Genomic DNA, 23,593 nt, shown 5'->3' with positions numbered 1-23,593 from the left:
GTCAGAGCATACCGGTGGGGCGCGGCTGGCCGGCGTGCGGGATGTCTCCCACTGCGGCCTGCGCCTGCCAGAGGGCCTGCGTCATCCGCGTTCGGACTTCCCGGTAATCGGGGGCCTCGATCACGTTGACCAGTTCTTCGGGGTCGGTGTTGAGATCGTACATCTCCCATTCCGGCGGATAGTTGAACCGGCCCGAGCCGGGCACTCCGAGGCCGTCGTTGTAGAAGTAGATGATCTTGTAGCGATCGTCGCGGTACCCGTAGTGCGCCGGCGCGCGGTGGTTGATGTCGTCGTTCTCCCAGTAGCGGTAGTAGACCCCCTCGGCGGGCGGGTTCGAGTCGACCCCGGTCATGTCCCCCCAGAAGCTCCGACCCTGCATCCGCGGATGGTGCTCGACACTCGCGGCGTCGAGGATCGTCTGGGCGAAGTCGACGTTCGTGACGATGCCGGAGTGCAGGTTGCCGCCGGAGAGCGCCCGCGGGTAGCTGAGCAGCAGCGGCATCCGCAGCGCCTCTTCGTACATGAAGCGCTTGTCGAACCAGCCGTGGTCGCCGAGGAAGAAGCCCTGGTCGCTCGAATACATCATGAGCGTGTCGTCGAACTCACCCCTCGCGCGAAGCCAGTCGGTCAGGCGTCCGACGTTGTCATCGATGGAGGCGACGCACGCCAAGTAGTCCTCAAGGTAGCGCTGATACTTCCACAGCGCCATCTGCCCATAGGTGAGACCGGCTGGTACCTCTTGCTTGAGGTCCTCGGTGGCCAGGAACTCCGCGATCCGCATGGTCGCGCGCTTCGTCGACGCCGATCGGCCCTCATGGTCGTCAAAGAAGGTCGAGGGGACCGGGATCGGTTCGGAGTACATGCCCGCGTGCTTCTCGTCGGGTTCCCACGGCCGGTGCGGTGCCTTGTGGTAGACCAGCAGGCACCACGGCGCATCGCCCTCAAGGCTCTCGACCCACGCCGTGGAGAGATCGGTGATCACGTCGGTCGCGTACCCCTCGACGATTCGCACCCCGTCCTTCGAGAGGAATCGCGGGTTGAAGTACTCACCCTGATCGATGAGCACATCCCAGTAGTCGAAGCCCTGCGGGTCATGGCCTTCGCCGTCGCCCATGTGCCACTTGCCCACGATTCCAGTGCGGTAGCCCGCATCGCGGAGCTGGCTGACGAAGGTCGGTTGGCTCGCGTCGATGTGGGTCAGCAGCGTTGTGACGCCGTTGACGTGAGAATACGTACCGGTGAGAATCGACGCCCTGCTCGGCGAGCACAGCGCGTTGGTCGCGAAGCAGTTCTCCAGCAGCCAACCGTTCTCCGCGATCTCGTCTATGCGCGGCGTGCGATTGATTACTGACCCATAGGAGCTGATGGAGTGCGACGCGTGATCATCCGTGAGGATCATTACGATGTTGGGGCGGGGTGTGGGAGCTGTCATACCGGGCTATTTCTGGTAGGTCGACTCATCGAGACCGCTAAGCGTCGGATCGTGCAGCACATCGCCGACTTCGTACATGGAGGTCATCCAGTGGTAGAAGTTGTCGCCGCGCTCGACCAGCAGGGCATAGAGCCGGCGCATCATGCTCGCCCTGATCTCTGCCATGCCCGCCTGTTCGTAGCCGTTCACCAGCTCGTCGGGGTCAATTTCGAGGTCGTACAACTCGTTGACCGAATCCGGGTTGACGACAAGCTTGTACCTGTCATTACGCAGCATCCGCTGGGGGTAGGGAAAATGGTGACCGTGGAACTCGCACACGATGTCTTCCTGCCAGTCCACCTCCTCGCCGCGCACGAGCGGCATTAGGCTGCGCGAGTCGACTGCTAGAGACGGGTCAATCCCTGCCAGCTCGAGAATCGTGGCCGTCGCATCCATCAGGCTGACGAACTCGGTGCGCACGATTCCGGCGGGGGCGCCGGGCACACGCAGGAGCCCTGGCGTGCGGTAGATGTCCTCGTACATCGCCGGTCCCTTATCGTGCAGCCGATGCGAGCCGGTGAACTCGCCGTGGTCGCACGTGAAGAAGACGGCGGTGTCACCGGTGAGACCGAGTCGCTCCATTGCCTCGATCACGCGCCCTATCTGCTTGTCGATCAGGGCCACGTAGCCCCAATAGACCGCGATCAGCTTGCGGGACACCGCGAGCGGCATTGTGTCGAACGTCCAGTGCGCGCTGTAGTTCTTCTGCACGGGAGGCTTGCCCACGAAGTCCTCGGAGATCGACTTCGGCAGCTCGATCTGTTCAGGATCGAACATGTCGAAGTATTCATTGGGAACGATGTAGGGCAGGTGCGGGCCATAGAAGCTGAGCTCAAGGAAAAACGGTGTGCCCGACTCCTCCGCATCCGCTGCGTAGCGCTCCAACAACTCGATCGCTCGGGTCGCCAGGTAATACTCGAAGGTCGCCTCGACCGGTTGGTGCAGCCGAGCGGCTAACAGGTTGCCTGGCCCGCCGTTCGGCAGCACGCCGCGAACACGGTCGCTGATCTCATACGGAGGCAGTCCGTTCTCGCTGAGATAGGCGAGGTAGTCCTCATTCTCGACCGGGTTGTGCCAGCCGGGCAGATCGGGGCCGTCGAAGCCCAAGTCGGCGGCCCGCTTGTGGTTTCCGATGTGCCATTTTCCGATCAAGCCGCAGTTGTAGCCCTTGTCCCGCAACGCCTCCGAGAAGGTGAACTGCCCGTCGGGCAGATCCTCCAGATAGCCGACGTTACGCTCATGGTTGGCTAGAACTTTGTGCCGGAAGGGAGCCTGCCCGGTGAGCAGGCTCGCCCTCGCCGGCGTGCAGATTGCTGTCGGCGTGTACCAGCGGTCGAACCGTGTTCCCGTTCTCGCCAATTCGTCCAGAACGGGAGTTGCGGCCAGCCGATTTCCGTAGGCACCGAGCGTGTCGACGCGGTGCTGGTCGGTCATTAGAAAGAGGATGTTGCTCGCCTTGCTCATTACTCCCCTGCGCTCAGGAAGAGATCGCCGGTGTAATACTCCGAGGGGTCCAGCGGGTCGGTGAGCTTTCCTGCGCCAACGAAATAGTCGTTCATCCCCGAGAGCCAGCGCTCGATCGTCCCATCTGCGGTCATCGCATCGAGCTCTTCGAGCGAGAGGACTTCGACATTGCCTGCATCGGCCGCTACCTGGTCCGCGTCGATCGCAAGGAAGTCGGCGGTCAGTTGAATGGTCTCCTCCATATTCGCGCTACGGAACTCGATGGCGTCGCGCAGCGCGCCAAGCACCCGGGTCATCATTTCCTCGTCGCCTTCGACAACGTCCGTGCCGGCCACGAACGCCGTCGGGAATGACACCTCGTCCGAGAAGTCGCTGTTCTTAGCGAGCTCGACCAGATCGGGAACCTGTTCCTTGATCGTCGCGATTGCGGGATACCAGAACCCTGCCGCATCAACGGCGTTGGAGGAGAAAGCCGACACCAGCGTTGCGGGGTCCATGGGAACGAATTCCACGTCCTGCTTGGTCATGCCCGCTCGCTCGAGGGCGAGGGTGAGGATCATGTCGCCGGAGGTACCTTCCGGAACGGCCACCTTCTTGCCGCGCAGGTCTTCGATCGAGTCGATGCCCGCGTGCGCGATGACACGGTCCGCGTTGCCGAGGGTGTTGATCGCGACGACCTTGGCCTCGCCAGAGGCGGGAAGCCACATTGCGCCCGGGCCGATATAGCCGAAGTCGAGGTCGCCGGTGCCGAGAGCCTGAATCTGCAGCGGCCCATTGGTGAACGAGGTGGTCTCGATGCTGATTCCGTGATCTTCCCAGAACCCTTCGCTCTCGGCGACGGCCAGAAGGCTCGTGCCGTTGAAGTCACCGATATAGCCGAAGCGCACATCGATCATCTCCACGGCCTCGCCGTCGACCGTCGCGTTTCCGCTCTCGGTCGCACATCCGGCCATGCCCAGCATGACGGCGACACTAGCGGCAACGGCGCCGAGCATCTTCCTCGTGTATGTCATCAGATTTCCTTTTCAGTTGGTGCCATCGCTCTTGACGGCGTTGTGTCGGCCGTGCGGCCGGGCTCTTGGTGGTAGACGGAGTGCCAGACGCGGTTTCGCAGTTCTGTGAACTCGGGGCTCAACCGCATCTCCTCAGTGCGCGGATAGGGAAGGTTGACCTCGACGATGTCGTAGATGCGGCCGGGACGGGCGGCCATAATGACCACGCGGTTGGCAAGGAATACCGCCTCGTCGACGTCGTGTGTGATGAACATCACTGTGCGCTTTTCCTTGCTCCAGGTCTCGAGGAGCTGCTCTTGGAGCTTCACTCGTGTGAGGGCGTCGAGCGCACCGAACGGCTCGTCCATGAGGAGGATCGACGGGTTCACCGCGTACGCCCTGGCAATGGCACAGCGTTGCTTCATCCCACCCGAGAGCATCTTCGGGAGGGCATCCGCGAACTGCTCCAGTCCCACCATGCGGATGAAGTAGTCGGCGCGCTCTCGGCGCTCCGCCTTCGAGACCCGTGCGGTGGCGAGCCCGAACTCCACGTTCTTTCGCACCGTGAGCCAGGGGAACAGTGCATACTGCTGGAATATCACGCCACGCTCGGGCCCGGGACCTGAGACGCGCTCGCGGTCCACCAGAGCCTCGCCGCTCGTCGGCTCCTCAAGGCCGGCAAGGATGTTCATCATCGTGCTCTTGCCACAGCCCGATGGGCCGACCACGGTGACGAACTCGTTGTCTGCGATGTCGAGGGAGACGTTGTCCAGTGCGACGAAGGTCTCTGTGCCGAGCGGGAAGACCTTGGTCACTCCTCTGACCGAGATCTTCGACTCGGTCGTGCTTGTGGCGATCATCGGCGTTCCTGCCATCCCGTGAGTTTGCGTTCGGCGAAGAGAAGGATCCGGTCCATGAGCAGCCCAAGGATCCCAATCGTGATGAGGGCGACGAAGATCGTCGCGAGGTCGTAGTAGAGCTGCGCGTTCTGCATTCGGTAGCCGAGTCCCTGCTGGGCGGCGATGAGCTCGGCGGCAACCAGGGTCGCCCAGGCCGAGCCGAGTCCCACCCGCATCCCGACGAGGATGAACGGCGTCGATGCCGGGATGACGACTCGGACGAAGATGCGGCCGTCCTTGGCTCCGAGTACCCTGGCCGCGTTGATGAGCGTCTTGTCGACGTTGACGACGCCTTGGAATGTGGAGATCACACACGCCAGGAAGGCGGCTAGGAAGATCACGAAGATCTTCGGCGCCTCGTCGATGCCCATGAGTACGATCGCGAGGGGGATGATGGCGAGCGGAGGAATCGTCCGGAAGAACTGCACCCACGGTTCGATCAGGCCCCGGGCCGTGGTGTACCAACCCATCAGGAACCCGACCGGGATCGCGACGGCCGTGCCCAATCCGAAACCGGTCAGGACGCGGCCGAGGCTCGCGACGATGTCGGCCTGGAGCGAACCGTTGGCGAGGAGCTGCCCGGCCTTCGCCACAACCTCGGGCGGGGCCGGGAAGTTGAACCCGTTGAGCGCGAGAGCCCACCAGATACCGATGCCAGCGATGACTGACACAACATTGAGCAGCAGCATCCGCCGGCGGAGGACTCCACCCGACTGGGCGCGCGCCTCGGTTGCGATTGCTGCGGTCTCGGGCGCCGCATTAAGTGTCGTCATGCGCCGCATTCCGTCGTCGCGTTGATCATGAAATGCTCCTTTGGAGATGGGGGGCGCTGGCGGGAGCTGCCGGTGCCGGGTAACTGGCGAGAAGTGGTGATTGGTGGAACAGCGCTGCGAGCGCTCCGAGCGCGCCATCGTCATCGCTCAGCCTGGTGACCCGGATGTCCGGAGTGGCTGCTTGGAATGAGAAGAGTTCGTAGGTGAGAGTGGTCGTGACCTGTTGCACAATGGCGGGCGCAATCGTCGCGATGTGGCCGCCGATGACGATGTCAGAGGGGTTGAGCGCGACCGCCAAGGCGCCGAGGACGCGACCGAGGTCGCTGCCGGCATCCATTAGCACGCCGTTGACGATCGGGTCGGCCCGAGTGACCGCTGCCTGCAACTCCTCGAGGTTGTCGAGTGGGACACCCCGGCTGCCGCACTCCCGGAGGATGGCGGGAACCGATGCGACCGTTTCGAGGCATCCCCGCTTTCCGCAGCGGCAGTCGATGCCCCCGTCGGGGCGAACGACGATGTGGCCGACCTCGCCCGCGAACCCCGCCGAGCCGGTGATGAGGCGCCCTCCGACGACTAGCCCACCGCCGATGCCGTCGGAGAGGCGCACGTAGATCAGGTCATTGATGTTGTCGGCGTTACCGCTGATCGCCTCGGCCAGTGCGGCGAAGCGGCTGTTGTTGTCGACGATGACGGGGGCGTCAAAGCGCTTCGCGAAGGCGGCCTCGACGAGCTCGCTCACCTCCCAGCGGGCATTCTGCGCTTCGGCAACGCGCCCCTTGGGAAGGGATGAGAAGGGGCCGACGACGCCGATTCCGATTCCTTGGAGGGCGCCGAAATGCACTCCCGTCTGCTCCATCAGCCCGTCGATCAGTGCGAACGCCGAGTCCATGCGGTCGGTCCAGGAGGTGTCCGCAGAATAGCGCACCAACCCTGACGCGATGATCTCGTGCGATGCATCGGCTACCGCGACGTGCACGCGACGGTGACCGAAGTCGAGTCCCAGAAACTGGCCAGACGCGGGGTCGAGCGCGAGCCGCTCCGCTGGGCGCCCGCTCCCCTCACGCGACACCGCATCCGTGTCCACGACGACGATGGCGCGGCGCTCCAGGAGGCTATTTGCGATCTCCGACAACGTAGTACGGGAAAGGCCGACTTGGTTGGCGATTTCCGCACGGCGGAGCGCGCCGCGCTCGCGCAACAGGGCGAGCACCCGCTCTTCGTGGGTTCGTCGGACGAGTGCGTGCACTCCGTTGGGCTTGGACACCCACCAACGATAAGAGGACCCCAATTTTTCCGTCAACATACCGGCAAAAAAATCTCCGAATTAGTTCGCCCGGCGACGAAATGGCCATTTCGGTGCCGTCGATGGAGGGTCCCGCAGCACTGGCAATGCCCGCCCCGCGCGCTTAATCTCGAAGCATGTGTCGAAACATCCACACCCTCCACAACTTCGAGCCCGCCGCGAACGACGATGAGGTGCACGCCGCCGCTCTGCAGTACGTGCGCAAGATCAGCGGAACCACCACGCCGTCGAAAGCCAACACCGACACGTTCACCCAGGCTGTCGAGGAAATCGCCCATGTGACCCGTCACCTGCTCGACGACCTCGTCGCCGTCGCCCCGCCGAAGGACCGCGCCGTCGAGGCCGAGAAGGCGAAGGCCCGATCCGTGGCGAGGTTCGGGTAGTGCGGTCGTCGCCAACCCCGACTCCTTGAGACCGTCGAGCGGGACTCACTCCAGCATCCACGGGAGCCTCGCGGTGGCGCCGGCGGTGTAGCGTGAATTAAGTTGTGACTGACCAGCTGCCCCTCGATCCGGAACGCGCCACCGCCCCAGAGGGCGTCCGCGGCCACTTCGTCGATCTGGCGCCACTGCGCGAAAGCCCCGCGTTCGCGCGGATGTGGGTTGGCGGTCTGATCACCGGCATCGGCAGCCAGCTCACCATCGTGGCGGTCGGGCTGCACATCTACGAACTCACTTCGTCGACCCTCGCGGTCTCGCTCGTCGCCGCCTTCGCGCTCGTGCCCATGATTCTCGCCGGCCTCTACGGTGGCGCACTCGCGGACTCGTTCGACCGCCGCAAGGTCGCCCTGCTCGCCGCCGTCGTGGCGTGGGGCTCGGTGCTCGCACTCGCGGCGGTGTCGTGGCTCGACGTGACGCAGCTGTGGCCGCTCTACGCGCTGATCACCGTGAACACCGTCGCCTCCACCATGGTCCATGTGGCCCGGCAGGCCATTGTGCCGAGGCTCATCCGCCGCGAGCTGCTGCCCGCCGCCGGAGCGCTCGGCGGCATGGCCGGCGGAATCATGCTGACCGTGGGCCCGGCCCTCGCGGGCGTTCTCGTGGCCTACGCGGGAGTCAGCTGGACGTACACGATCGACGCGGTGCTGTTCCTCGCCGCGTTCTACGGGCTCTACACGTTGCCCGGCACGCTGCCGGAGGGCGAGAAGCGCAAGCCCAACCTGCGTACCATCGTCGGCGGCATCCGCTTCCTGAAGGAGGCGCCGAACATCCGCGCCTCCTTCCTCATCGACATTTTCGCCATGACGTTCGGCAACCCGCGGGTGCTGCTGCCCGCCGTCGGGGCGCTGCTCATCGGAGGCGGCGCCGTCACCGTGGGCATCCTGACGTCGGCGGTCGCGGTCGGGGTGCTGCTGATCAGCGTGTTCTCGGGCAGGCTCGGCGGCATCCGGCGGCAGGGCATCGCGATGGCGGTCGCGGTCGCCGGGTATGGGGCGAGCATTCTGCTCTTCGGCGTCGTGCTGCTCGTGACGGCGCTGGTTCCGCACGCCGTGGGACCGGACATCGCGGATGCCAGCCTGCCGGCACTCGTCGCGGCGTGCGTGCTGCTGGCCCTCTCGGGGGCGGCCGACAACGTGAGCATGATCTTCCGCAACACGATGCTGCAGGCGGCCGTTCCGGACGAGATGCGCGGCCGGCTGCAGGGCATCTTCACCGTCGTCGTGACGGGCGGCCCGCGGGTCGGCGACCTCTATGTCGGCGTGCTGAGCCTCACCGCCCTGTTGTGGTTCCCGCCGCTGCTGGGTGGCCTGGTCATCGTGGTGGCGGCGGCCGTCATCCTGCGAGTGACGCGCTCGCTGAGGGAGTACGACGCGTTGGATCCTCAGCCGTAGGCGATTCGCTGCTCGAGCAGGTCGCGCCTCAGGCTTGGCCAGACGGGTCCCTACCCCCACAACTGGCCACAGCTAAAAACTGTCTTTCGCTCAGCAGGACCGGCAGACTGAGATCGAGGAAGGCCGAGCCTCGACCGCCGGCAATGGGGGACGCATTGTGAGCGCAGCGGGGCAGTCGGCGGGAACCGAAGCACGGCGACTGCAAGCCCAGGCGACGGAGCACGAGCGGCTCGCGATCGAGGCACGCTCGATGGCCCAACGGTGGATGATCGCCCATCATACCGAGCGCCAGGTGGCCGGCAGCCTTGCCCCGCTGACCGCCGCCGGATACACGTTTCTGCACGACCGCGGCTGGCCGGGATCGCGCAAGGCACAGGTCGATCATGTGCTGGTGGGACCGGGCGGCCTCTTCATCGTCGATACCAAGTCGTGGGCCGAGGTGCAGATCGCCGGCGGTCGGATCTTCCGCGGGCAGGCCGACGTGACCGATGACCTCGCGGGACTCGCCGACCTCGCCTGGGGCACGGAGGCGGTGATGGCGGAGCATGGCCTTGCCCCCGGTGAGGTCCACGTCGTCGTGGTGCTCGCGAATCGCAACGTGCCGCCGACCGAGGTCGGATCGCTCATCGTCGTCGGCGAGCGCCAGGCCGCCAAGCACATCAACTCCCGCGGCGTGCGGCTGACGCCGGTGCAGGCGAACACCGTGCTCGGCGTCGCCATGCGCCACTTCCCCGTGCTCGGCGAGGCGCCGACGAAACTCGACCTCAGCATTCCGCAGCCCCCTCTTGCCGAGGCCGCGCCCGAGCCGCTCGTCTCGGTCGAGGATGTCACCGAGGTGCTTCTCGCCGGTCTCCTGGCCGCGCCGATCGAGGAGTGGATGGCGTTCCTGCACCCGGAGCAGGCGAAGCTGGTGCGGCGCAATTTCGGCGGGCCGTCCCGCATCCGCGGCGCGGCCGGCACGGGCAAGACCGTCATGGGGCTGCACCGGGCGGCCTACCTCGCCAGGTCCCAGCCGGACAAGATCCTCGTGACGACCTTCGTCAGCACGCTGCCCTCCGTCCTGTCGAGCCTCCTGCGCCGCCTCGCCCCGGAGGCGGTGGATCGGGTCGAGTTCGCCGGGGTGCACTCGTTCGCCCGGCGGCTGCTGAGCCAGCGCGGCGTGCGGCTGAACCTGGCACCGAAGGAGGCCGACGCCCTCTTCACCGCGCTGTGGCAGCAGCACGGCGCGCCCGGCACCCTCGGCAGGGCCGACTCCAATAAGCAGTATTGGCGGGACGAGCTCAGCAAGGTGATCAAGGGGCGCGGGCTCAGCACGTTCGAGCAGTACGCGGACCTCGCCAGAACGGGGCGGCGGCGGCCGCTCGGGGTGGATCAGCGACGAGCCGTCTGGCAGCTCTTCACCGCCTACGAGGCGGGACTGAAACAGCGCGGCATCCACGACTTCGACGATGTGATCCTCCAGGCCGAGGCGTCCCTGCGCGAGATGCCCCTCGCCGGCTGGGGCGGCGTGATCATCGACGAGGCGCAGGATCTGTCCTGCGCGATGGTGCGGATGCTGCACATGCTGGTTGGCGATTCCCCCGACGGCCTCACCCTGATCGGTGACGGCCAGCAGTCCATCTACCCGGGCGGGTTCACCCTCGCCGAAGCGGGCGTCTCGATCGCGGGCCGCGGCGTCGTCATGACCACCAACTACCGCAACACCCGCGAGATCGCCGCGTTCGCCGCCGCCCTCGTGGCCGACGACGAGTTCACCGACATCGAGGGCCTGGTCGAGGCCGGTGACCGCATCACGAACGTCTCCCGCTCGGGCGACTCTCCCGTCTCCGACCGCTTCGCCTCACGCCAGGCGCATGACGCTGCCCTCGTGGCGCGGGTGCGGGGAGCCGGGCCGCTCGGCGACATCGGCGTTCTCTGTCTCACGACCTGGGGCGTCGCCGCAGCCCTCACGGCACTGTCCGCTGCCGGCATCCCCACGGTCGAGCTCACCAGCTATAACGGCACGCCGTCCGACGCGGTCAAGGTGGGCACGGTGAAGCGCGCGAAGGGCCTCGAGTTCAAGCAGGTGCTGCTCGCGCGGGTGCCGGCCTCGCTTCTCGATTCGCCTGCTCGCGGCGATGAAGCGAAGGAGATCCAGCGGCGCGAGCTCTATGTCGCGATGACGCGGGCCCGCGATGGGCTGTGGGTCGGCGTCTGCGGATAGCGCGCGAGTCAATCTCGGTTCGAACCATCGACAGCGGTTGTAAATTCAATGCAAAGGAGCAACAGTGACCGAAGAGCAATCCTGGAATGTGGCGCGGTTGATTCCCACCTCGGGGATCAACGGCGCGGAGGAGCAAGAGCGACGCGCAACATCAGCGCTGCTCGCGGTGATGGCGTCGGTCAAGGAGTTTGCACGCACACTCACCGGACCTCTGGGCGCCCCAGCCGGTCAGCTGGCCACTTTCATCGAAGTCCCATTCCTTCTGGGCGAGAAGAAGGTCTATCCTGATGGACTGATTCGTGCAAAGTGGGGCCAGAAGCAGTGGACTGCACTCGTCGAGGTCAAGACCGGCACGAACGTTCTCGCTGCGGAGCAGCTGGAGAACTATCTCGATGTGGCTCGGGCGCACGGCTTCGACGCGTTGATCACGATCTCGAATGAGATTCCGCCCGCCGCGGGCGTTCACCCGACAACGGTCGACAAGCGAAAGCTCAAGAAGGTGGGTCTCCATCACTGGTCGTGGTCGGAAGTACTGACGCACGCCGTGATGCAGAAGGAGTTTCGTGGGGTCGCCGATCCCGATCAGGCCTGGATTCTCGGGGAGTTGATTCGCTATCTGGAGCACCCGAAATCGGGAGCGCTGTCGTTCGACGACATGGGTCCCAGCTGGGTTCCTGTCCGCGAAGCCGTGGCTGCTGGCACCCTCCGCAAGAACGACAAGGGCGCCTTGGAGATCGCGAGCCGGTTCGACGCCCTGATCCGTTTCGCGTGTCTCAAGCTCGGGCGTCAGCTCGGCGCCGAGGTGACGCCAGTTGTCAGCCGTGCTCTCCAGAACGATCCGGCGGCCCGGATGGACGCGTTGGTTGAATCGCTCGTCGGCTCAGGCGCGCTGTCCACCTCGATTAGGATTCCCAACGCCATCGCGCCGCTTGAAATCACCGCCGATCTGCGCTCCAACAAGATCACCTGCCACTTCGACATCGATGCACCGAAGGAGGGCAAACCCACCACACGCGTGAATTGGGCGTTGCGTCAACTCAAGGATGCACCGGAGACCGTGCGAATCGAGGCCTTTGTGAAGGGCAGCCGTGCGGGAACTGCGGAGTTACTCAGAGACGTGCGAGATGCACCCCTCAAACTCGTCCATGACCCCAAGAAAGAGATCCGGATGTTCCGGATCGCGCAGACTCACCCGCTCGGATCGAAGCGAAACGGCATCCGTGGCTCCTTCATCGACTCGATGCTGCACGCGATCGATACGACCTATGGGGACGTGGGTCAGAAGCTGAAAGCATGGTCGGCGGCGCCTCCGCGCCTGCGCTCCAACTCGGAGGTGGACATCGAACCGAACATCGATGGCGCGCTCGCGTCCAATGCGCTGTCGTCCCAGGACAACGATTTGATGTGATTCCAGGCCCCGCCGCGGTGCGTGCCAATGGACTGCTCCCCGGCTTCGCGACGGGCGCGCTCCTCGGCAGGGCCGAACAACTGCGGTGCACCGGCGGACGCCCGGGATGGCGATGCCTGGTGCTTGCTCGCATGCTGCCGGCAACCTCGATCTGCCGACCCGGCTGACGACCGGCATCGGCGGCGGCGCCCTCGGCGTCGCACTGATCCCTCGCCAGCGCGATCCCGCGTCGGTCGTCGTGGATCCGTCACGGACGACGGCCGACGAGGCGGCTACATCCCACCTCGCATGACCCGGCCGTCGGCGAGCGATTACTCGGCGAGGATCCGGTACAGCGCCTTGCGCGTCTCGTCGAGCTGCTTCGCGGCGGCCGTCTTCTGTTCGTCAGTCGCTGCGCTGCGGAACTGGTGCACGACGCCCATGAGGTTGCCAACGCTCTCGAAGAACGTTTTCGACGCCTCCGAGGGCACCGGCGTCGCGTCCCAGGCCGACTTGAGCTCGGCGGCCCGCTCGGCGACGTGCGCGCGGCCGGCGTCAGTGAGGTCGAACTCCGTCTTGCGACCATCGCCGGTCGAGACGATGAGCTCCTCGTCGACGAGTTGCTGCAGCGTCGGGTAGACGGAGCCGGGGCTCGGTCGCCAGGCGCCGCCAGTGCGCTCGGCGATCGCCTTAATGAGGCCGTAGCCGTTCGACGGGCCGTCGGCCAGGAGCGACAGGATGACGGAGCGGATGTCGCCCTTGTTCGCCCGCCGGGGGCCGCGCGGCCCGAAGCCACCGCCGAAGCCGCGCCCGAAGCCGGGGCCGGGGAAACCGGCGGAGAAGTCGGGGCCGAAGCCGCGTGGGCCGCCGTGGCCCGAGCCGTCGTGGTGGAAGCGCACGGGAAAGTTGCCGCCGTGCATGGGAGGTGTGAAGTGATTGCGTTTCATGGTCGCAGGCACCCTTTCGTTCTGCTCGGGTTGCGAGCATCGCAGAAGTTCTACGATGCGTTAACGATATATCGTTAAATGAATCGACACAAGACTGCTTCACAGCGGATAGGGTCATGAGCATTCGCCACATCCAGGCGTTGTGATCGGCGGGGCGCATGAGCGAGAGCACTGTAACGGACACCTTCCCGTTTGGGATCGAGGTGGTCTACGCCCGGCTCACGAGCACGGTGGCAACCAAGGATCTGACCGCGGCGCTTCTCGAAATGCACCAGCCCGCGGTAGTGACGGTCGACGACTGGGGCGACCAGCAGTGGGCGGAGATCCTGCTGCCCACGGACGGCCGTGCGCAGTCCCTGTCCGTGGAGGTAGATACGCCGACACTTCAGTGGCGGCCCCGACCCCTCACCGCCCTCGTTGGCGCGATCGCCCGACAGCTCGAAACCGACGTCGTCTGGGGCGAGGACGTGTACGACGGGGCCGGCTCGGCCGCGCCAGCATCCGACCCCAGGCTCCTCCCGGGACGGGCCGAATCCATTGCGTGGTTCTCGAAGCTCGACGCACCCGAACTCTTTGGAATCGTCGCGGGGGCCGTGGGACGTCCGCTTGCGTGGGCAAAGGTGCATGGCGGTTGCGTGGTGTCCGAATCCGTCGACCCCCAGTCAACCCTCGACTCGGGAGCGTGGCTCGTCGAGTCGGAGGTGATGATGTGGACTTCCGGTACCGCCCGCGGCGCCGGAATGTTCTTTCGACAAGAGCCGTACGTCCACCTGTGGCGAGGGAAGCCCCTCATCGTGGACCCATCGGAGCCGTGGCACCGCGATGCCGCCGGCCTCACTGTTGCCGAGTACTCCGTGCCGCTGCCCGCCCACGACGAGCACGAGGTCTGGGTCCAGCGGTTCGGCCTGGATGCCGACCGGGCAGAACGGCTCCGAATCCTTTTTCGCCAGCAGGAACCCACCTCCCAGTCGCTCACCCTCCTGACCGAGATCCTCGGCATCGGCCCGACCGTGGCGGAGGTGGCCGAGGGAGTGACTCACATCTCGGAACTCGACGAGTTCATGATTGTGGAACCGGCGACGAAGTGGCAGGCATTCAGGAAATCGATGAGGTCCGGACGGGGGAAGCCCGCGGGCACAAGGTGGAGGCGATTCCGCACGACGTATCCGCGCTGGTCGATGGCAGTCGTCGTCTCGGTGATGATTTTCGCTGTCGGTTTCGTCACCGCAAATGCGATCGCGGGCGATTATTGGGGGATGCTGCTTCCCTCCCTGGTCGTGGCCGTGTGGTCTCGAGAGCTGTTCACACACAGAGCGGGCACGTAGCCCCCGGTATCCCCTGCCGCGCACCGTCGACGGCGACGCCCGCGTCCGACCCACACAGCCGCGAACGCTCGCGCGTTCGCGACTGTCGGTCGCGCACTACTTCGCGAGGAAGCGGAGCAACACTTCGTTGATCTCGGCGGCGTGGGTCCAGAGCATCCCGTGCGGGGCGCCCTCGATCTCGACGTACTCGGCCTCGGGCAGCAGCTTGGTGAACTCGCGTCCGGTGGAGTCGATCGGCAGGATGCGGTCGGCCGTGCCGTGCACGATGAGCGTGGGAACGTCGATCTTCGGGATGTCGCCGCGGAAATCGGTCAGCCATGTGGGAACGACCGCAGAGGAGGCGAACCAGGATGCGCCAGCCGCCACATTCCAGCTGCCGCGGACGGCGGCCTCCGAGATCCTGTTGCCGAGGTTCTCGTCGAGGTTGTAAAAGTTCTCATAGAAACCGTCGAACCAGGAGTAGCGGTCAGTCGTCGAGGATTGCAGGATGCCGTCGAAGACGGACTGCGGAACCCCGGCCGGGTTATCGTCGGTCTGCAGCAGGAACGGCTCGAGGGAGGCGAGGAACGCGGCCTTCGCCACCCGCGTCGATCCGTAGGTCCCGAGGTAGCGCCCGACCTCCCCAGTGCCCATCGAGAAGCCGACGAGCACCGCATCGGTGAGGTCGAGTGTCTCGAGCACGGTGTTGAGGTCGGCGGCGAAGGTGTCGTAGTCATAGCCAACCGTGGGCTGGCTTGACTGACCGAAGCCGCGGCGGTCGTAGGTGATTACCCGGTACCCGGCTGTCAGAAGCGCTTCGGACTGCTTCTCCCACGAGTGACCGTCGAGCGGGTAACCGTGGATGAGCACGACGGGCTGGCCACTGCCGTGGTCCTCGTAGTAGAGGTCGATATTGGTGCTGTTCTCGCGACCGACAGTGATGAATGCCATGTGCCTGCTCCTCTGCTCAAGTGAGAAAACGATCGTTTTCTTCGTTGTGGGCTACTATAGAGAACGAACGTTTTCGATGTCAAGTGAACGGTGAGAGCCGAGAAACCAATGAACCCCGCACCAGCCGTTGCCGCAAAGACCCGGGCCTCCGTCATCGACGACGCCAGTGCCCGCGCGAAGGCGATCGCCGCCGCGGGCGACCTCTTCTACGCTCGCGGCATCCAATCGGTCGGGATGGACACCCTGAGCCGGGATGCGGGCATCGGGCTCAAGCGTCTCTATCAGCTATTCCCCTCCAAGGAGGCCATCGTCGAGCAGGTGCTCGCGGCGCGGCACGAGAAGTGGACGACTGGTCTCGACACCGCAGCCCGGCGCGCACCCACGCCACGGGACAAGCTGCTGGCAATCTTCGACTTCCTCGGGGAGTGGTTTGCGAGCGACGGCTTTCGTGGGTGCGTGTTCATCAACTCATTCGGGGAACTCGGCGGCAAGAGCCCCCGCATCGCGGAGATCGCCCGCGCTCATAAGCAGCAGTTCCAGCACTACCTCGCCGAGCTCGCAGCGGATGCCGGAGCCCCGGCCTTCCTCGCCCCGCAACTCGCACTTCTCGCCGAAGGCGCACAGACAACCGCGGCAATCTCGGGAGCAGACAGCGCGGCTGACGCCCGGGCAGCGGCAGTGACGCTGATCGACGCGGCGCTCGGAACGCAGGCGCGATAGCGCGCCTGTCGAGGGGGTGCAGCCTCGGGTTGGAGGCCCGGTAGGAGGCGGCGCACCCATCTCCCCCACGCGAGTCGCCCACATGTGTCGCCTCGCAGGCCGCAGAGTCGACCATTTTGGGCAGTTCGAGGATCGGTGGCCCAAGCGAGCCCGCGCCCGGCGACTCGCGGGGCGGGCCGGGCCGGAGCAGCCTACGCCGGCGACTCGCGCAGGCGGGCCGGGGCCAACTCGGCCAATCCGGTGAGCAGCAGGGTGATGCCGAAGTCGAAGGCCTCGCGGCCGCGTGCTGGGTTCGCGAAATCCGCCGGGTCTGCCGACTGCCCGGCGTCCACGACGCCCAGACTGTCGGCCTGGAGCCGCTGCTGCTCGTGCGACACGTGCCCGAGAACGAAGTGGAGCACTGCCGCCGCGGCGATCTCGCTCGTGCGCCGGTCAAACGCCCCGCCGTCGATCGCTCCGGTGAGCCGCGTCATCGCCTCGCCAGCGCCGAGGCCGAGCGCGAGGGTGCTCGAGACGACTTCGGCGCCGTCCCGGAACGCGAGCAGAGCGTCCCGCAGGGTATCCGCCTCGGCCCGTGTCGCATCGGCCCAGCCGCCGTCGGTGCCGGCGGGACGCGCCCTGGCGACGATCTGGTCGGCGACCGAGGCCAGCAGAGTCTGCTTGTTCGCGAAGTGCCAGTAGAGCGCGCTCGGCTGCACATCGAGGGTGGCCGCGAGGCGGCGCATGGTCAGATCGGGCAGGCCGTGCTGGTCGAGGATGGCGAGCGCCGCAGCGACGACGTCGCCACGCGAGTGGCGCGTGTACCGCGACCCGGAGCTGTCATTGTTCGTCATCGCCTTGAACATACCACTAGCATGAACGGTGTTCAGGTGAACGCCGTTCAGGTGGCAGATGAGGATGGAAGCACAGTGACTAGTAGGGTTCGCATCGATATCCGCGACATCACCAGAATCGCGATCTTCGCCGCGATCATCGCGGTGCTGGGAATTCCGGGCGCGATTCCGGCATTCGGGGGCGCGGTGCCCATCACCGCCCAGACCCTCGGGGTGATGCTCGCCGGCGCCGTGCTCGGCTCGTGGCGTGGCGCGGCGGCGGTGCTGACCTTTCTCGCGCTCGTGTTCGTGGGGTTGCCGCTGTTATCGGGTGGCCGCGGCGGCGTCGGGGTGTTCGTCGGCCCGTCGGTCGGCTACCTCATCGGCTGGGTCTTCGGGGCGTTCGTCGTGGGTGCGATCGTGCGGGCCGGCGGGCGGCGGCCGACGTGGTGGTGGACGGCCCTCGGATGCTTCGTCGGCGGCATCCTCGTCGTCTACACCTTCGGCATCCCGCTACAGTCGCTCATCACCCAGCTCCCGCTTCCGCAGACAGCTCTGACCAGCGCGGTCTTCCTGCCCGGCGACATCGTGAAGGTCGTCGTCGCGACCGTCATCACGGTGGCGCTCTGGCGCGCCTATCCACGTGCGTTCCGCCTCGAGGCGAGCGGCCGCGGTTCGACGCGGACGGGGTCGGCGGCGACATCCGACGCTCCCCCGGCACGGCAGAGCGAGACGATCGAGTGACCGCCGAGCGCGCCTCGGTGCTGTGCGGGTCGGCCTCGCTGACCGAGACGCAGCTTCGGGCGCGTGCCGCCTCATTCAGCCCGGAGGATGTGCGCGGCCGCATTGTCCCCGTTCTCGACGCGGACCGCATCGGAGCGCTTGCCTCGGCGCTCGCGGTGCGCTCGCTCGGCGGGATTCCGCTCGTCGCGGACGACCGGTGGGATTCGGAGTATCGCGCCGGGCTGCGTGCGCTGGCCGGCGACGACCCGCTCCCCGGTACCGCGTGGGCCACCTTCAGCTCGGGAAGCAGCGGCAGCCCTCGGGTGATCCTGCGGTCGGAGCAGTCATGGTCCGCGTCGTTCGCGGCCGTGACCGACCTGCTCGACCTCGGCATACGCGACGCCGTCTACCTCCCGGCGCCGCTCGCGTCATCGCTGTCCCTCTTCTCGGTCGCCCACGCCCGATGCGTCGGCGCCGCGATTCTTCTGCCGCGCACGCACTCGGTCTGCCCCGCCGACCTCGCGCACGCCACCGTGCTCCACGGCACCCCGCACGCGCTGCGCGCCGTCGTCGACACGATCGACGCGGGTGCCGGGCACCGGCTGCGGGTCGCACTCGTGGGCGGCGCCCACCTCGACCCCGCCCTGCGAGAACGAGCCGCCGCGCGAGGCATCCGGGTCGTCTCCTACTACGGAGCGGCCGAGCTCTCGTTTGTGGCCGTGGATGCCGATGGGAGCGGTTTTCGCCCGTTCCCCGGCGTCGAGGCCAGCGTGCGGGACGGGGAACTGTGGGTGCGCTCGCCCTATCTCGCGTCGGGCTACCTCGGCGGCGCCTCGGGGGCGCTGCGGCGCGACGATCGGGGCTGGGCCACGGTCGGTGACCTGGTCGAGGGCGGGGCGGCCGTTACCGGGGGCGGCCCAAAGGGTGCGCTGCGATTCCGGGGCCGCCGGGATGGCGCGATCCTGACTGCGGCCGCGACCGTGGTCCCCGAGGACGTCGAGGCCGCCCTGCGCGGGATCGACGGGATCGAGGACGCGGTGGTCTTCGGCGTCCCGAACACCGGGGTGGGGTCACTCGTCGCCGCGCTCGTGGAGATGACCCCGGGGCGGCAACGGCTGTCCGTGCACGAGTTGCGGGAGCAGGCCGGCATCCGGCTTACCCCCTCGCACGTGCCGCGGCGCTGGTTCTGGACCGACGACCTCCCCCGCACCACCGCAGGCAAGCCCGCTCGAGCCCGGGTTCGGGACGCGGCACTGAACGGGGAGGTGGAGAGGCTTGCCTGACGAACGGATGCCCGTCATCGTCGCGGCTCGGCGCACGCCGATCACGACGAAAGGGGCGCGGCTCGCCCGGATCACCGCGGAGCAGCTCGCGGCCCCCGTGCTGCGCGCGTGCGCAGAGGATGCTGGCCGCGCGATCGGGTCGAGGATTGGCGGTACCCAGAGCGACGGGGATCCATCCGCCCACCTGTCGATCGGGGACGTCGTGCTCGGCAACTGCATGGGGCCAGGCGGCAACGTCGCCCGGCTCGCGGCGCTGGCCGCCGGGATCGACGTGGCAGTGCCGGGGATGACCCTCGACCGGCAGTGCGGGAGCGGGCTGTCGGCGATCATCGCGGCGGGCGACGCGATTCGGGCTGGCGACGACCGCCTGCAGCTCGCGGGCGGCGTCGAGAGCGCCTCGACGGCGCCGACCCGACTGGCCGACGGCATCGCGTACGCGCGGGCGGCGTTCGCTCCGACCGGGTTTCCCGATCCGGAGATGGGGCCAGCGGCGCAGGCCCTCGCGCTCGTTCACGGGATCGATCGGGGAAGCCAGGATGCCTACGCTGCCCGCAGCCACCGCCTCGCTGTCGGCGCACAGAGGCTCGGACGATTCGACCGGGAGATCGTCGAGGTCGACGGGGTGCGGCGTGATGATGGACCGCGTGCGAGCATGCCGGCGATGATGGGCCGGTTCCGGGCGCTGTATCCCGCGGCATCGGGAGAGGTGGACGGTACCGTCGACGGCGGCACTGTCACGGCGGGCAACTCGTGCAGGATCAGCGATGGCGCTGCCGCGGTCGCGATCGTTCCGGCCGACGCCCGCGGCGCCGCGCCCGGGCTTGCCCTGCTCGCTCACGCGACCGTCGGATGCGACCCCGCACTGCCCGGAATCGGCCCTGTCGCCGCCGTAGCCCGGATGCTCGAGGAGAGGGCCCTGAACCTCGCCGACATCGGCGCGTTCGAGATCGTCGAGGCCTTCGCCGCGCAGACCCTCGCCGTGCTACAGCTACTCGGGCTGGTTCGCGACGGCGCCGTCGATCCGCGGGTCTGCGCCGACGGCGGTGCTCTCGCGCTCGGGCATCCGTGGGGCGCAAGCGGAGCCGTCGGGGTCGTGCGCCTGTTCTCCCGACTCGTGCGAGGCGATGCCCCGGCGGGCACCCTCGGCATCGCGACCGCGGCCATCGGCGGCGGCATGGGAGTCGCCGCGCTGTTCGAGGTCGTGCGGTGACGGGGCATCCGTCGATCGCATTCGACGCCGTCTCGGTCGAATTCGCCGAACGGACTGCGCTGCGCATGGTCTCCGTGGTGCTGACCGAGCGCCGCATCGCGGTGATCGGGTCGAACGGCTCGGGCAAGTCGACCTTCGCGCGCATGCTCAACGGCCTGGTCGCCCCGAGCAGCGGGGCGGTTCGGGTTCACGGGCTCGACACCGTTCGCGACGCGAAGCAGCTCCGCCGCCGGGTCGGCTTCATCTTCAGCAACCCGGACGCGCAGATCGTCATGCCGACCGTCGCCGAAGACGTCGCGTTCTCGCTTCGGGGGCAGGGCCTGCCCCGCTCCGAAGTCGCAGACCGGGTCGCGCTGAACCTCGCGACGTACGGCCTCGCCGCCCTCGCCGACGCGCCGGCGCACACCCTCTCCGGCGGGCAGAAGCAGCTGCTCGCGCTCGGTGCGATCCTGATCCGGGAGCCCGACCTCGTGGTCGCCGACGAGCCGACCGCGCTGCTCGACGCGGCGAACACCCGGCGCATCGGCAACCACCTGCTCGACGAACTTCCACAGCAGCTCGTGCTCGTAACCCACGACATGAGCCTGGCGGCCCGCTGCGACATCGTGCTGAGATTCGAGCAGGGGCGGATGCTGGAGTGCGGCGATCCCCGCGACGTGATCGCGCGCTACGAGCGGGAGCACGCGTGATCGCGCGCTACGAGCGGGAGCACGCGTGATCGCGCTCTACGTGCGCGGCACGAGCGTGATCCATCGGATGCCCGCTGGCCGCAAGGTGTTGACGTTCATGGCGCTGACGCTGGCGATCACCCTCGTGGCGCGAAGCGCGTGGGCCCTCCCCATCGTGTTCGCCTTCGTGGTCGGCGGGTATCTGCTCGCGGGTCTTCGCGTGCGCGACCTTCTCCGTCAGGTCGTCGTCGTGCGCTGGGTCATGCTCGTGATGCTGCTCGCGCAGCTCGTGTTCCTGCCGCCGCTCGTCGCGGTGGCGAACACCGGCCGGGTTCTCGCCGTGATCGTGCTCGCCGCGCTCATCACCCTCACCACCCGCATCCCGGAGCTGCTTGATGCGACCGAGCGCGCTCTTGCGCCGCTCCGGCGATTCGGGGTGAACCCGGCAAGCGTCGGGCTGCTCCTCGCGATGACGATCACGGCGATTCCGGTGATCGCCGGATTCGCCGCATCCATTCGTGAGGCGCAGCGCGCGCGCGGCGTGCCGCTGCGGGTCGGGACCTTCGTGGTTCCACTGCTCGTGATGTCCCTGAAGCACTCCGACGACCTTGCCGACGCGCTGATCGCGCGCGGCGTGGAGTAGCGGGGCGCGTCTTCTCCTCCACAGGTGGCGATTGAAGAACTTCTCCACAGATTCGTGACCGCTATTCACATATATGTTCTAAGCTGCGAGAATTATTTCATGTCAATAGTCGTAGATGTATTCGCTGAATCGCTCGCCGCCGCGCGCGCCGCTGCAGCGAACCTCGGCGCGTCGATCCCGACGATGGTCTCACTCGCCGACGACCAGTTGCTCGATGCACAGCGGGCCCTCGCCGAGATCCGCCGATCGGTCGACTCCTGCGCCTCGATCGTGGCCGGCGAGATCGGCGAGCGGTCACGGCGCGATCTCGGGTACAAGGGGCTCGCGCAGCGACTCGGCTTCCGCACCCCGGAGGCACTCGTCCAGCACACGACCGGATCGACCGCGCGCGAGGCATCCACCCTCGTGCGCGTCGGCACATTCGTGCACGACGCCCTCAGCAACCCGATCTCGCCCGACGGCACCCCGGCCGATGAGGCGCGGCCCGGCCCGCAGGAGCCGTGGCTCGTCGCGGTGGCCGCCGCGGTCGCCTCCGGTGCGCTCTCGCTCGATGCGGCGAACGCGATCCGCACCGGGCTCGGCGTCCCTCTGCTCGTTGAGTCGGCGGGGGCCAGCGAGGTCGGCGTCAGCGCGGACTCACTTGCCGAGGCGGCCGGTGTCCTGCTGGGCGAGTCGTCGACTCTCAACGCCGACCAGTTACTCAGGCGAGCGCGCCAGCTTCGGGACGAGCTCGACGAGGCGGGTATTGCGCTCCGGGAGCAGGCCATCCGAGATGCGCGATCGGTGCGGCGGGTGCGGCGCAGCAACGGCCTGAGCCGCTACATCATCGACCCCGATCTCGAGTCCGCAGCCTTCTGGGACGACGTCTACGACAAGCTCACGTCGCCGCGCCGGGGCGGGCCCCGATTCGTCGACGAATCCGACGTGAAGTGGGCCGAGGCGATCGCAGCCGACGAGCGCACGACGGAGCAGTACGTGCATGACGCCGTCACGCAGCTCCTCCGCATCGCGGTGGCATCCGAAAAGACCGACAGCCGCAACATCATCGGCTCCAGACAGCCCGCGGTGCGTGTTCTGGTGACCGCGAAGTCGCTCGGCGGCGCCCGCCACGGCGATCGCGAGCGTCAGCATCAGGGAAACAATTCCGGTCAGCACGATGCCCCGCGGCGGGGACCCACCAGGCAGCACGGCGACCGGCAGGCGAACGACCGGCAGGCGAGCGACCGGCAGGTGAAACCTGGCGTGGGTAGCCGTCAGGCGCTCGCCCAGGCCGACCACAGCCCCCGACTCGAATGCCCCGGGCACGGTCGAATCGAGGGCATCGACATTCCCCTGACGATCGAATCGGTCGAGCGGATCGCCTGCGAGTCCGGCTTCGTGCCGATCGAGTTCGACGACGATGGCCGGGCCCTGAACCTCGGGCGCGAACAACGCCTCTTCACGACGCGGCAGCGAATCGCTCTCGCCGCGCGCGACGGAGGATGCCGGTGGACCGACTGCGACAGACCGCCGTCCTGGTCAGAAGCTCACCATGTCGAACACTGGCTTCGCGATAACGGCGGGACCGACCTGGCCGACGGGATTCTGCTCTGCCGCTATCACCACATGCTGCTGCACAACAATCACTGGGAGATCTACCGCGACGTCGACGGATTCTGGCTTGTTCCGCCGGCATCGGTCGACCCGGACCGCACCCCGCGGCTCCTCCCGAGCAAGAGTGCGGCGCTGCTGGACCTACTCCAAGACGAGGCGAGTTGAGCGTGCCTGAGTCAGTTGAGCGTGCCTGAGTCAGTTGAGCGTGCCTGAGTCAGTTGAGCGTGCCGCCGGAGCGTACCGCGGGCGCGCTCCGACGCCGAACGGGCGACCTCGGGCCACTCGGCCTCCGAGGCCCCGCTCGGCAGCCCCGCTCGGCAACCCCGCTCGGCAACCCCGCTCGGCAACCCCGCTCGGCAACCCCGCTCGGCAACCCCGCTCGGCAACCCCGCTCGGCAACCCCGCTCGGCAACCCC

Annotated in this window: 22 protein-coding genes; 13 read left to right on the top strand and 9 right to left on the bottom strand. The window is 67.2% G+C overall.

Annotated elements, in window-relative coordinates; translation table 11 throughout:
- Nucleotide 1: 1 nt before the first annotated feature.
- Genes ABIB15_RS04445 through ABIB15_RS04420 form a run of 6 tightly spaced genes read right to left on the bottom strand, consistent with a single transcriptional unit; the run spans nucleotide 2 to nucleotide 6,863 of the window.
- The gene (locus ABIB15_RS04445) at nucleotides 2-1,432 is read right to left on the bottom strand and encodes a sulfatase family protein (protein WP_354475592.1); all 1,431 of its coding nucleotides are present in this window, start codon (nucleotides 1,430-1,432) and stop codon (nucleotides 2-4) included.
- A 6-nt stretch (nucleotides 1,433-1,438) separates the two neighbouring features.
- Complete coding sequence (locus tag ABIB15_RS04440; RefSeq protein WP_354475590.1) at nucleotides 1,439-2,935, bottom strand: sulfatase family protein; 1,497 nt, start codon at nucleotides 2,933-2,935, stop codon at nucleotides 1,439-1,441.
- Entirely contained in the window at nucleotides 2,935-3,948 is a 1,014-nt protein-coding gene (locus ABIB15_RS04435; protein WP_354475588.1) for an aliphatic sulfonate ABC transporter substrate-binding protein, read from the bottom strand. The genes ABIB15_RS04440 and ABIB15_RS04435 overlap by 1 nt, the downstream gene beginning before the upstream one ends.
- The gene (locus ABIB15_RS04430) at nucleotides 3,948-4,802 is read right to left on the bottom strand and encodes an ABC transporter ATP-binding protein (RefSeq protein ID WP_354475587.1); all 855 of its coding nucleotides are present in this window, start codon (nucleotides 4,800-4,802) and stop codon (nucleotides 3,948-3,950) included. The genes ABIB15_RS04435 and ABIB15_RS04430 overlap by 1 nt, the downstream gene beginning before the upstream one ends.
- Entirely contained in the window at nucleotides 4,784-5,599 is an 816-nt protein-coding gene (locus ABIB15_RS04425; RefSeq protein ID WP_354475585.1) for an ABC transporter permease, read from the bottom strand. The genes ABIB15_RS04430 and ABIB15_RS04425 overlap by 19 nt, the downstream gene beginning before the upstream one ends.
- A 25-nt stretch (nucleotides 5,600-5,624) precedes the next feature.
- On the bottom strand, nucleotides 5,625-6,863 hold the full coding sequence (locus tag ABIB15_RS04420; RefSeq protein WP_354475583.1) for an ROK family transcriptional regulator: 1,239 nt from the start codon (nucleotides 6,861-6,863) through the stop codon (nucleotides 5,625-5,627).
- A 155-nt stretch (nucleotides 6,864-7,018) separates the two neighbouring features.
- Here ABIB15_RS04420 and ABIB15_RS04415 point away from each other — a divergent pair, with 155 nt between their 5' ends.
- From ABIB15_RS04415 to ABIB15_RS04395, 5 genes are all read left to right on the top strand, one after another.
- The gene (locus tag ABIB15_RS04415) at nucleotides 7,019-7,285 is read left to right on the top strand and encodes a DUF2277 domain-containing protein (RefSeq protein WP_354475581.1); all 267 of its coding nucleotides are present in this window, start codon (nucleotides 7,019-7,021) and stop codon (nucleotides 7,283-7,285) included.
- Nucleotides 7,286-7,389: 104 nt separating this feature from the next.
- Nucleotides 7,390-8,733 (top strand): MFS transporter, encoded by a 1,344-nt coding sequence (locus ABIB15_RS04410; RefSeq protein WP_354475579.1) that lies wholly within the window; start codon nucleotides 7,390-7,392, stop codon nucleotides 8,731-8,733.
- Between the two features lie 157 nt (nucleotides 8,734-8,890).
- Nucleotides 8,891-10,936: a nuclease-related domain-containing DEAD/DEAH box helicase gene (locus ABIB15_RS04405; protein WP_354475578.1), complete on the top strand. Its 2,046-nt coding sequence runs from the start codon at nucleotides 8,891-8,893 to the stop codon at nucleotides 10,934-10,936.
- Nucleotides 10,937-11,000: 64 nt separating this feature from the next.
- On the top strand, nucleotides 11,001-12,344 hold the full coding sequence (locus ABIB15_RS04400; RefSeq protein WP_354475577.1) for a hypothetical protein: 1,344 nt from the start codon (nucleotides 11,001-11,003) through the stop codon (nucleotides 12,342-12,344).
- A gap of 106 nt (nucleotides 12,345-12,450) precedes the next feature.
- Nucleotides 12,451-12,636, top strand: coding sequence for a hypothetical protein (locus ABIB15_RS04395; protein ID WP_354475575.1), 186 nt, complete (start codon nucleotides 12,451-12,453; stop codon nucleotides 12,634-12,636).
- Nucleotides 12,637-12,655: 19 nt separating this feature from the next.
- On the opposite strand, the gene ABIB15_RS04390 is transcribed toward ABIB15_RS04395, so the two are convergent.
- Nucleotides 12,656-13,243: a PadR family transcriptional regulator gene (locus ABIB15_RS04390; protein WP_354475985.1), complete on the bottom strand. Its 588-nt coding sequence runs from the start codon at nucleotides 13,241-13,243 to the stop codon at nucleotides 12,656-12,658.
- Nucleotides 13,244-13,428: 185 nt separating this feature from the next.
- Between ABIB15_RS04390 and ABIB15_RS04385 the strand changes: the two genes are divergently transcribed.
- Nucleotides 13,429-14,595, top strand: a complete 1,167-nt coding sequence (locus ABIB15_RS04385) for a hypothetical protein (protein WP_354475574.1) — start codon at nucleotides 13,429-13,431, stop codon at nucleotides 14,593-14,595.
- Between the two features lie 96 nt (nucleotides 14,596-14,691).
- Here ABIB15_RS04385 and ABIB15_RS04380 read toward each other — a convergent pair whose 3' ends face one another.
- Nucleotides 14,692-15,525 (bottom strand): alpha/beta fold hydrolase, encoded by an 834-nt coding sequence (locus ABIB15_RS04380; protein WP_354475572.1) that lies wholly within the window; start codon nucleotides 15,523-15,525, stop codon nucleotides 14,692-14,694.
- Nucleotides 15,526-15,633: 108 nt separating this feature from the next.
- Between ABIB15_RS04380 and ABIB15_RS04375 the strand changes: the two genes are divergently transcribed.
- The gene (locus tag ABIB15_RS04375) at nucleotides 15,634-16,245 is read left to right on the top strand and encodes a TetR/AcrR family transcriptional regulator (protein WP_354475571.1); all 612 of its coding nucleotides are present in this window, start codon (nucleotides 15,634-15,636) and stop codon (nucleotides 16,243-16,245) included.
- 191 nt (nucleotides 16,246-16,436) lie between these two features.
- On the opposite strand, the gene ABIB15_RS04370 is transcribed toward ABIB15_RS04375, so the two are convergent.
- Complete coding sequence (locus ABIB15_RS04370) at nucleotides 16,437-17,078, bottom strand: TetR family transcriptional regulator (RefSeq protein WP_354475570.1); 642 nt, start codon at nucleotides 17,076-17,078, stop codon at nucleotides 16,437-16,439.
- Nucleotides 17,079-17,153: 75 nt separating this feature from the next.
- Between ABIB15_RS04370 and ABIB15_RS04365 the strand changes: the two genes are divergently transcribed.
- The 6 genes from ABIB15_RS04365 (at nucleotide 17,154) to ABIB15_RS04340 (ending at nucleotide 23,342) form a co-directional block, all read left to right on the top strand.
- Nucleotides 17,154-17,801, top strand: coding sequence for a biotin transporter BioY (locus ABIB15_RS04365; protein ID WP_354475569.1), 648 nt, complete (start codon nucleotides 17,154-17,156; stop codon nucleotides 17,799-17,801).
- The gene (locus ABIB15_RS04360; RefSeq protein ID WP_354475567.1) at nucleotides 17,798-19,063 is read left to right on the top strand and encodes an ANL family adenylate-forming protein; all 1,266 of its coding nucleotides are present in this window, start codon (nucleotides 17,798-17,800) and stop codon (nucleotides 19,061-19,063) included. The genes ABIB15_RS04365 and ABIB15_RS04360 overlap by 4 nt, the downstream gene beginning before the upstream one ends.
- Nucleotides 19,056-20,273, top strand: coding sequence for a thiolase family protein (locus ABIB15_RS04355; RefSeq protein ID WP_354475565.1), 1,218 nt, complete (start codon nucleotides 19,056-19,058; stop codon nucleotides 20,271-20,273). The genes ABIB15_RS04360 and ABIB15_RS04355 overlap by 8 nt, the downstream gene beginning before the upstream one ends.
- 65 nt (nucleotides 20,274-20,338) lie before the next feature.
- A complete protein-coding gene (locus tag ABIB15_RS04350; protein ID WP_502908912.1) occupies nucleotides 20,339-20,962 on the top strand; it encodes an energy-coupling factor ABC transporter ATP-binding protein in 624 nt (207 codons plus the stop codon).
- Between the two features lie 25 nt (nucleotides 20,963-20,987).
- A complete protein-coding gene (locus ABIB15_RS04345; RefSeq protein ID WP_354475561.1) occupies nucleotides 20,988-21,584 on the top strand; it encodes an energy-coupling factor transporter transmembrane component T family protein in 597 nt (198 codons plus the stop codon).
- Nucleotides 21,585-21,683: 99 nt separating this feature from the next.
- On the top strand, nucleotides 21,684-23,342 hold the full coding sequence (locus ABIB15_RS04340; RefSeq protein WP_354475559.1) for an HNH endonuclease signature motif containing protein: 1,659 nt from the start codon (nucleotides 21,684-21,686) through the stop codon (nucleotides 23,340-23,342).
- The last annotated feature ends 251 nt before the right edge of the window (nucleotides 23,343-23,593 follow it).

Source organism: Marisediminicola sp. UYEF4, assembly GCF_040546025.1.
Taxonomy (GTDB): domain Bacteria; phylum Actinomycetota; class Actinomycetes; order Actinomycetales; family Microbacteriaceae; genus Marisediminicola.
The sequence above is the reverse complement of the archived record's forward strand: the minus strand, read 5'-3'. Positions and strand labels throughout refer to the sequence as shown.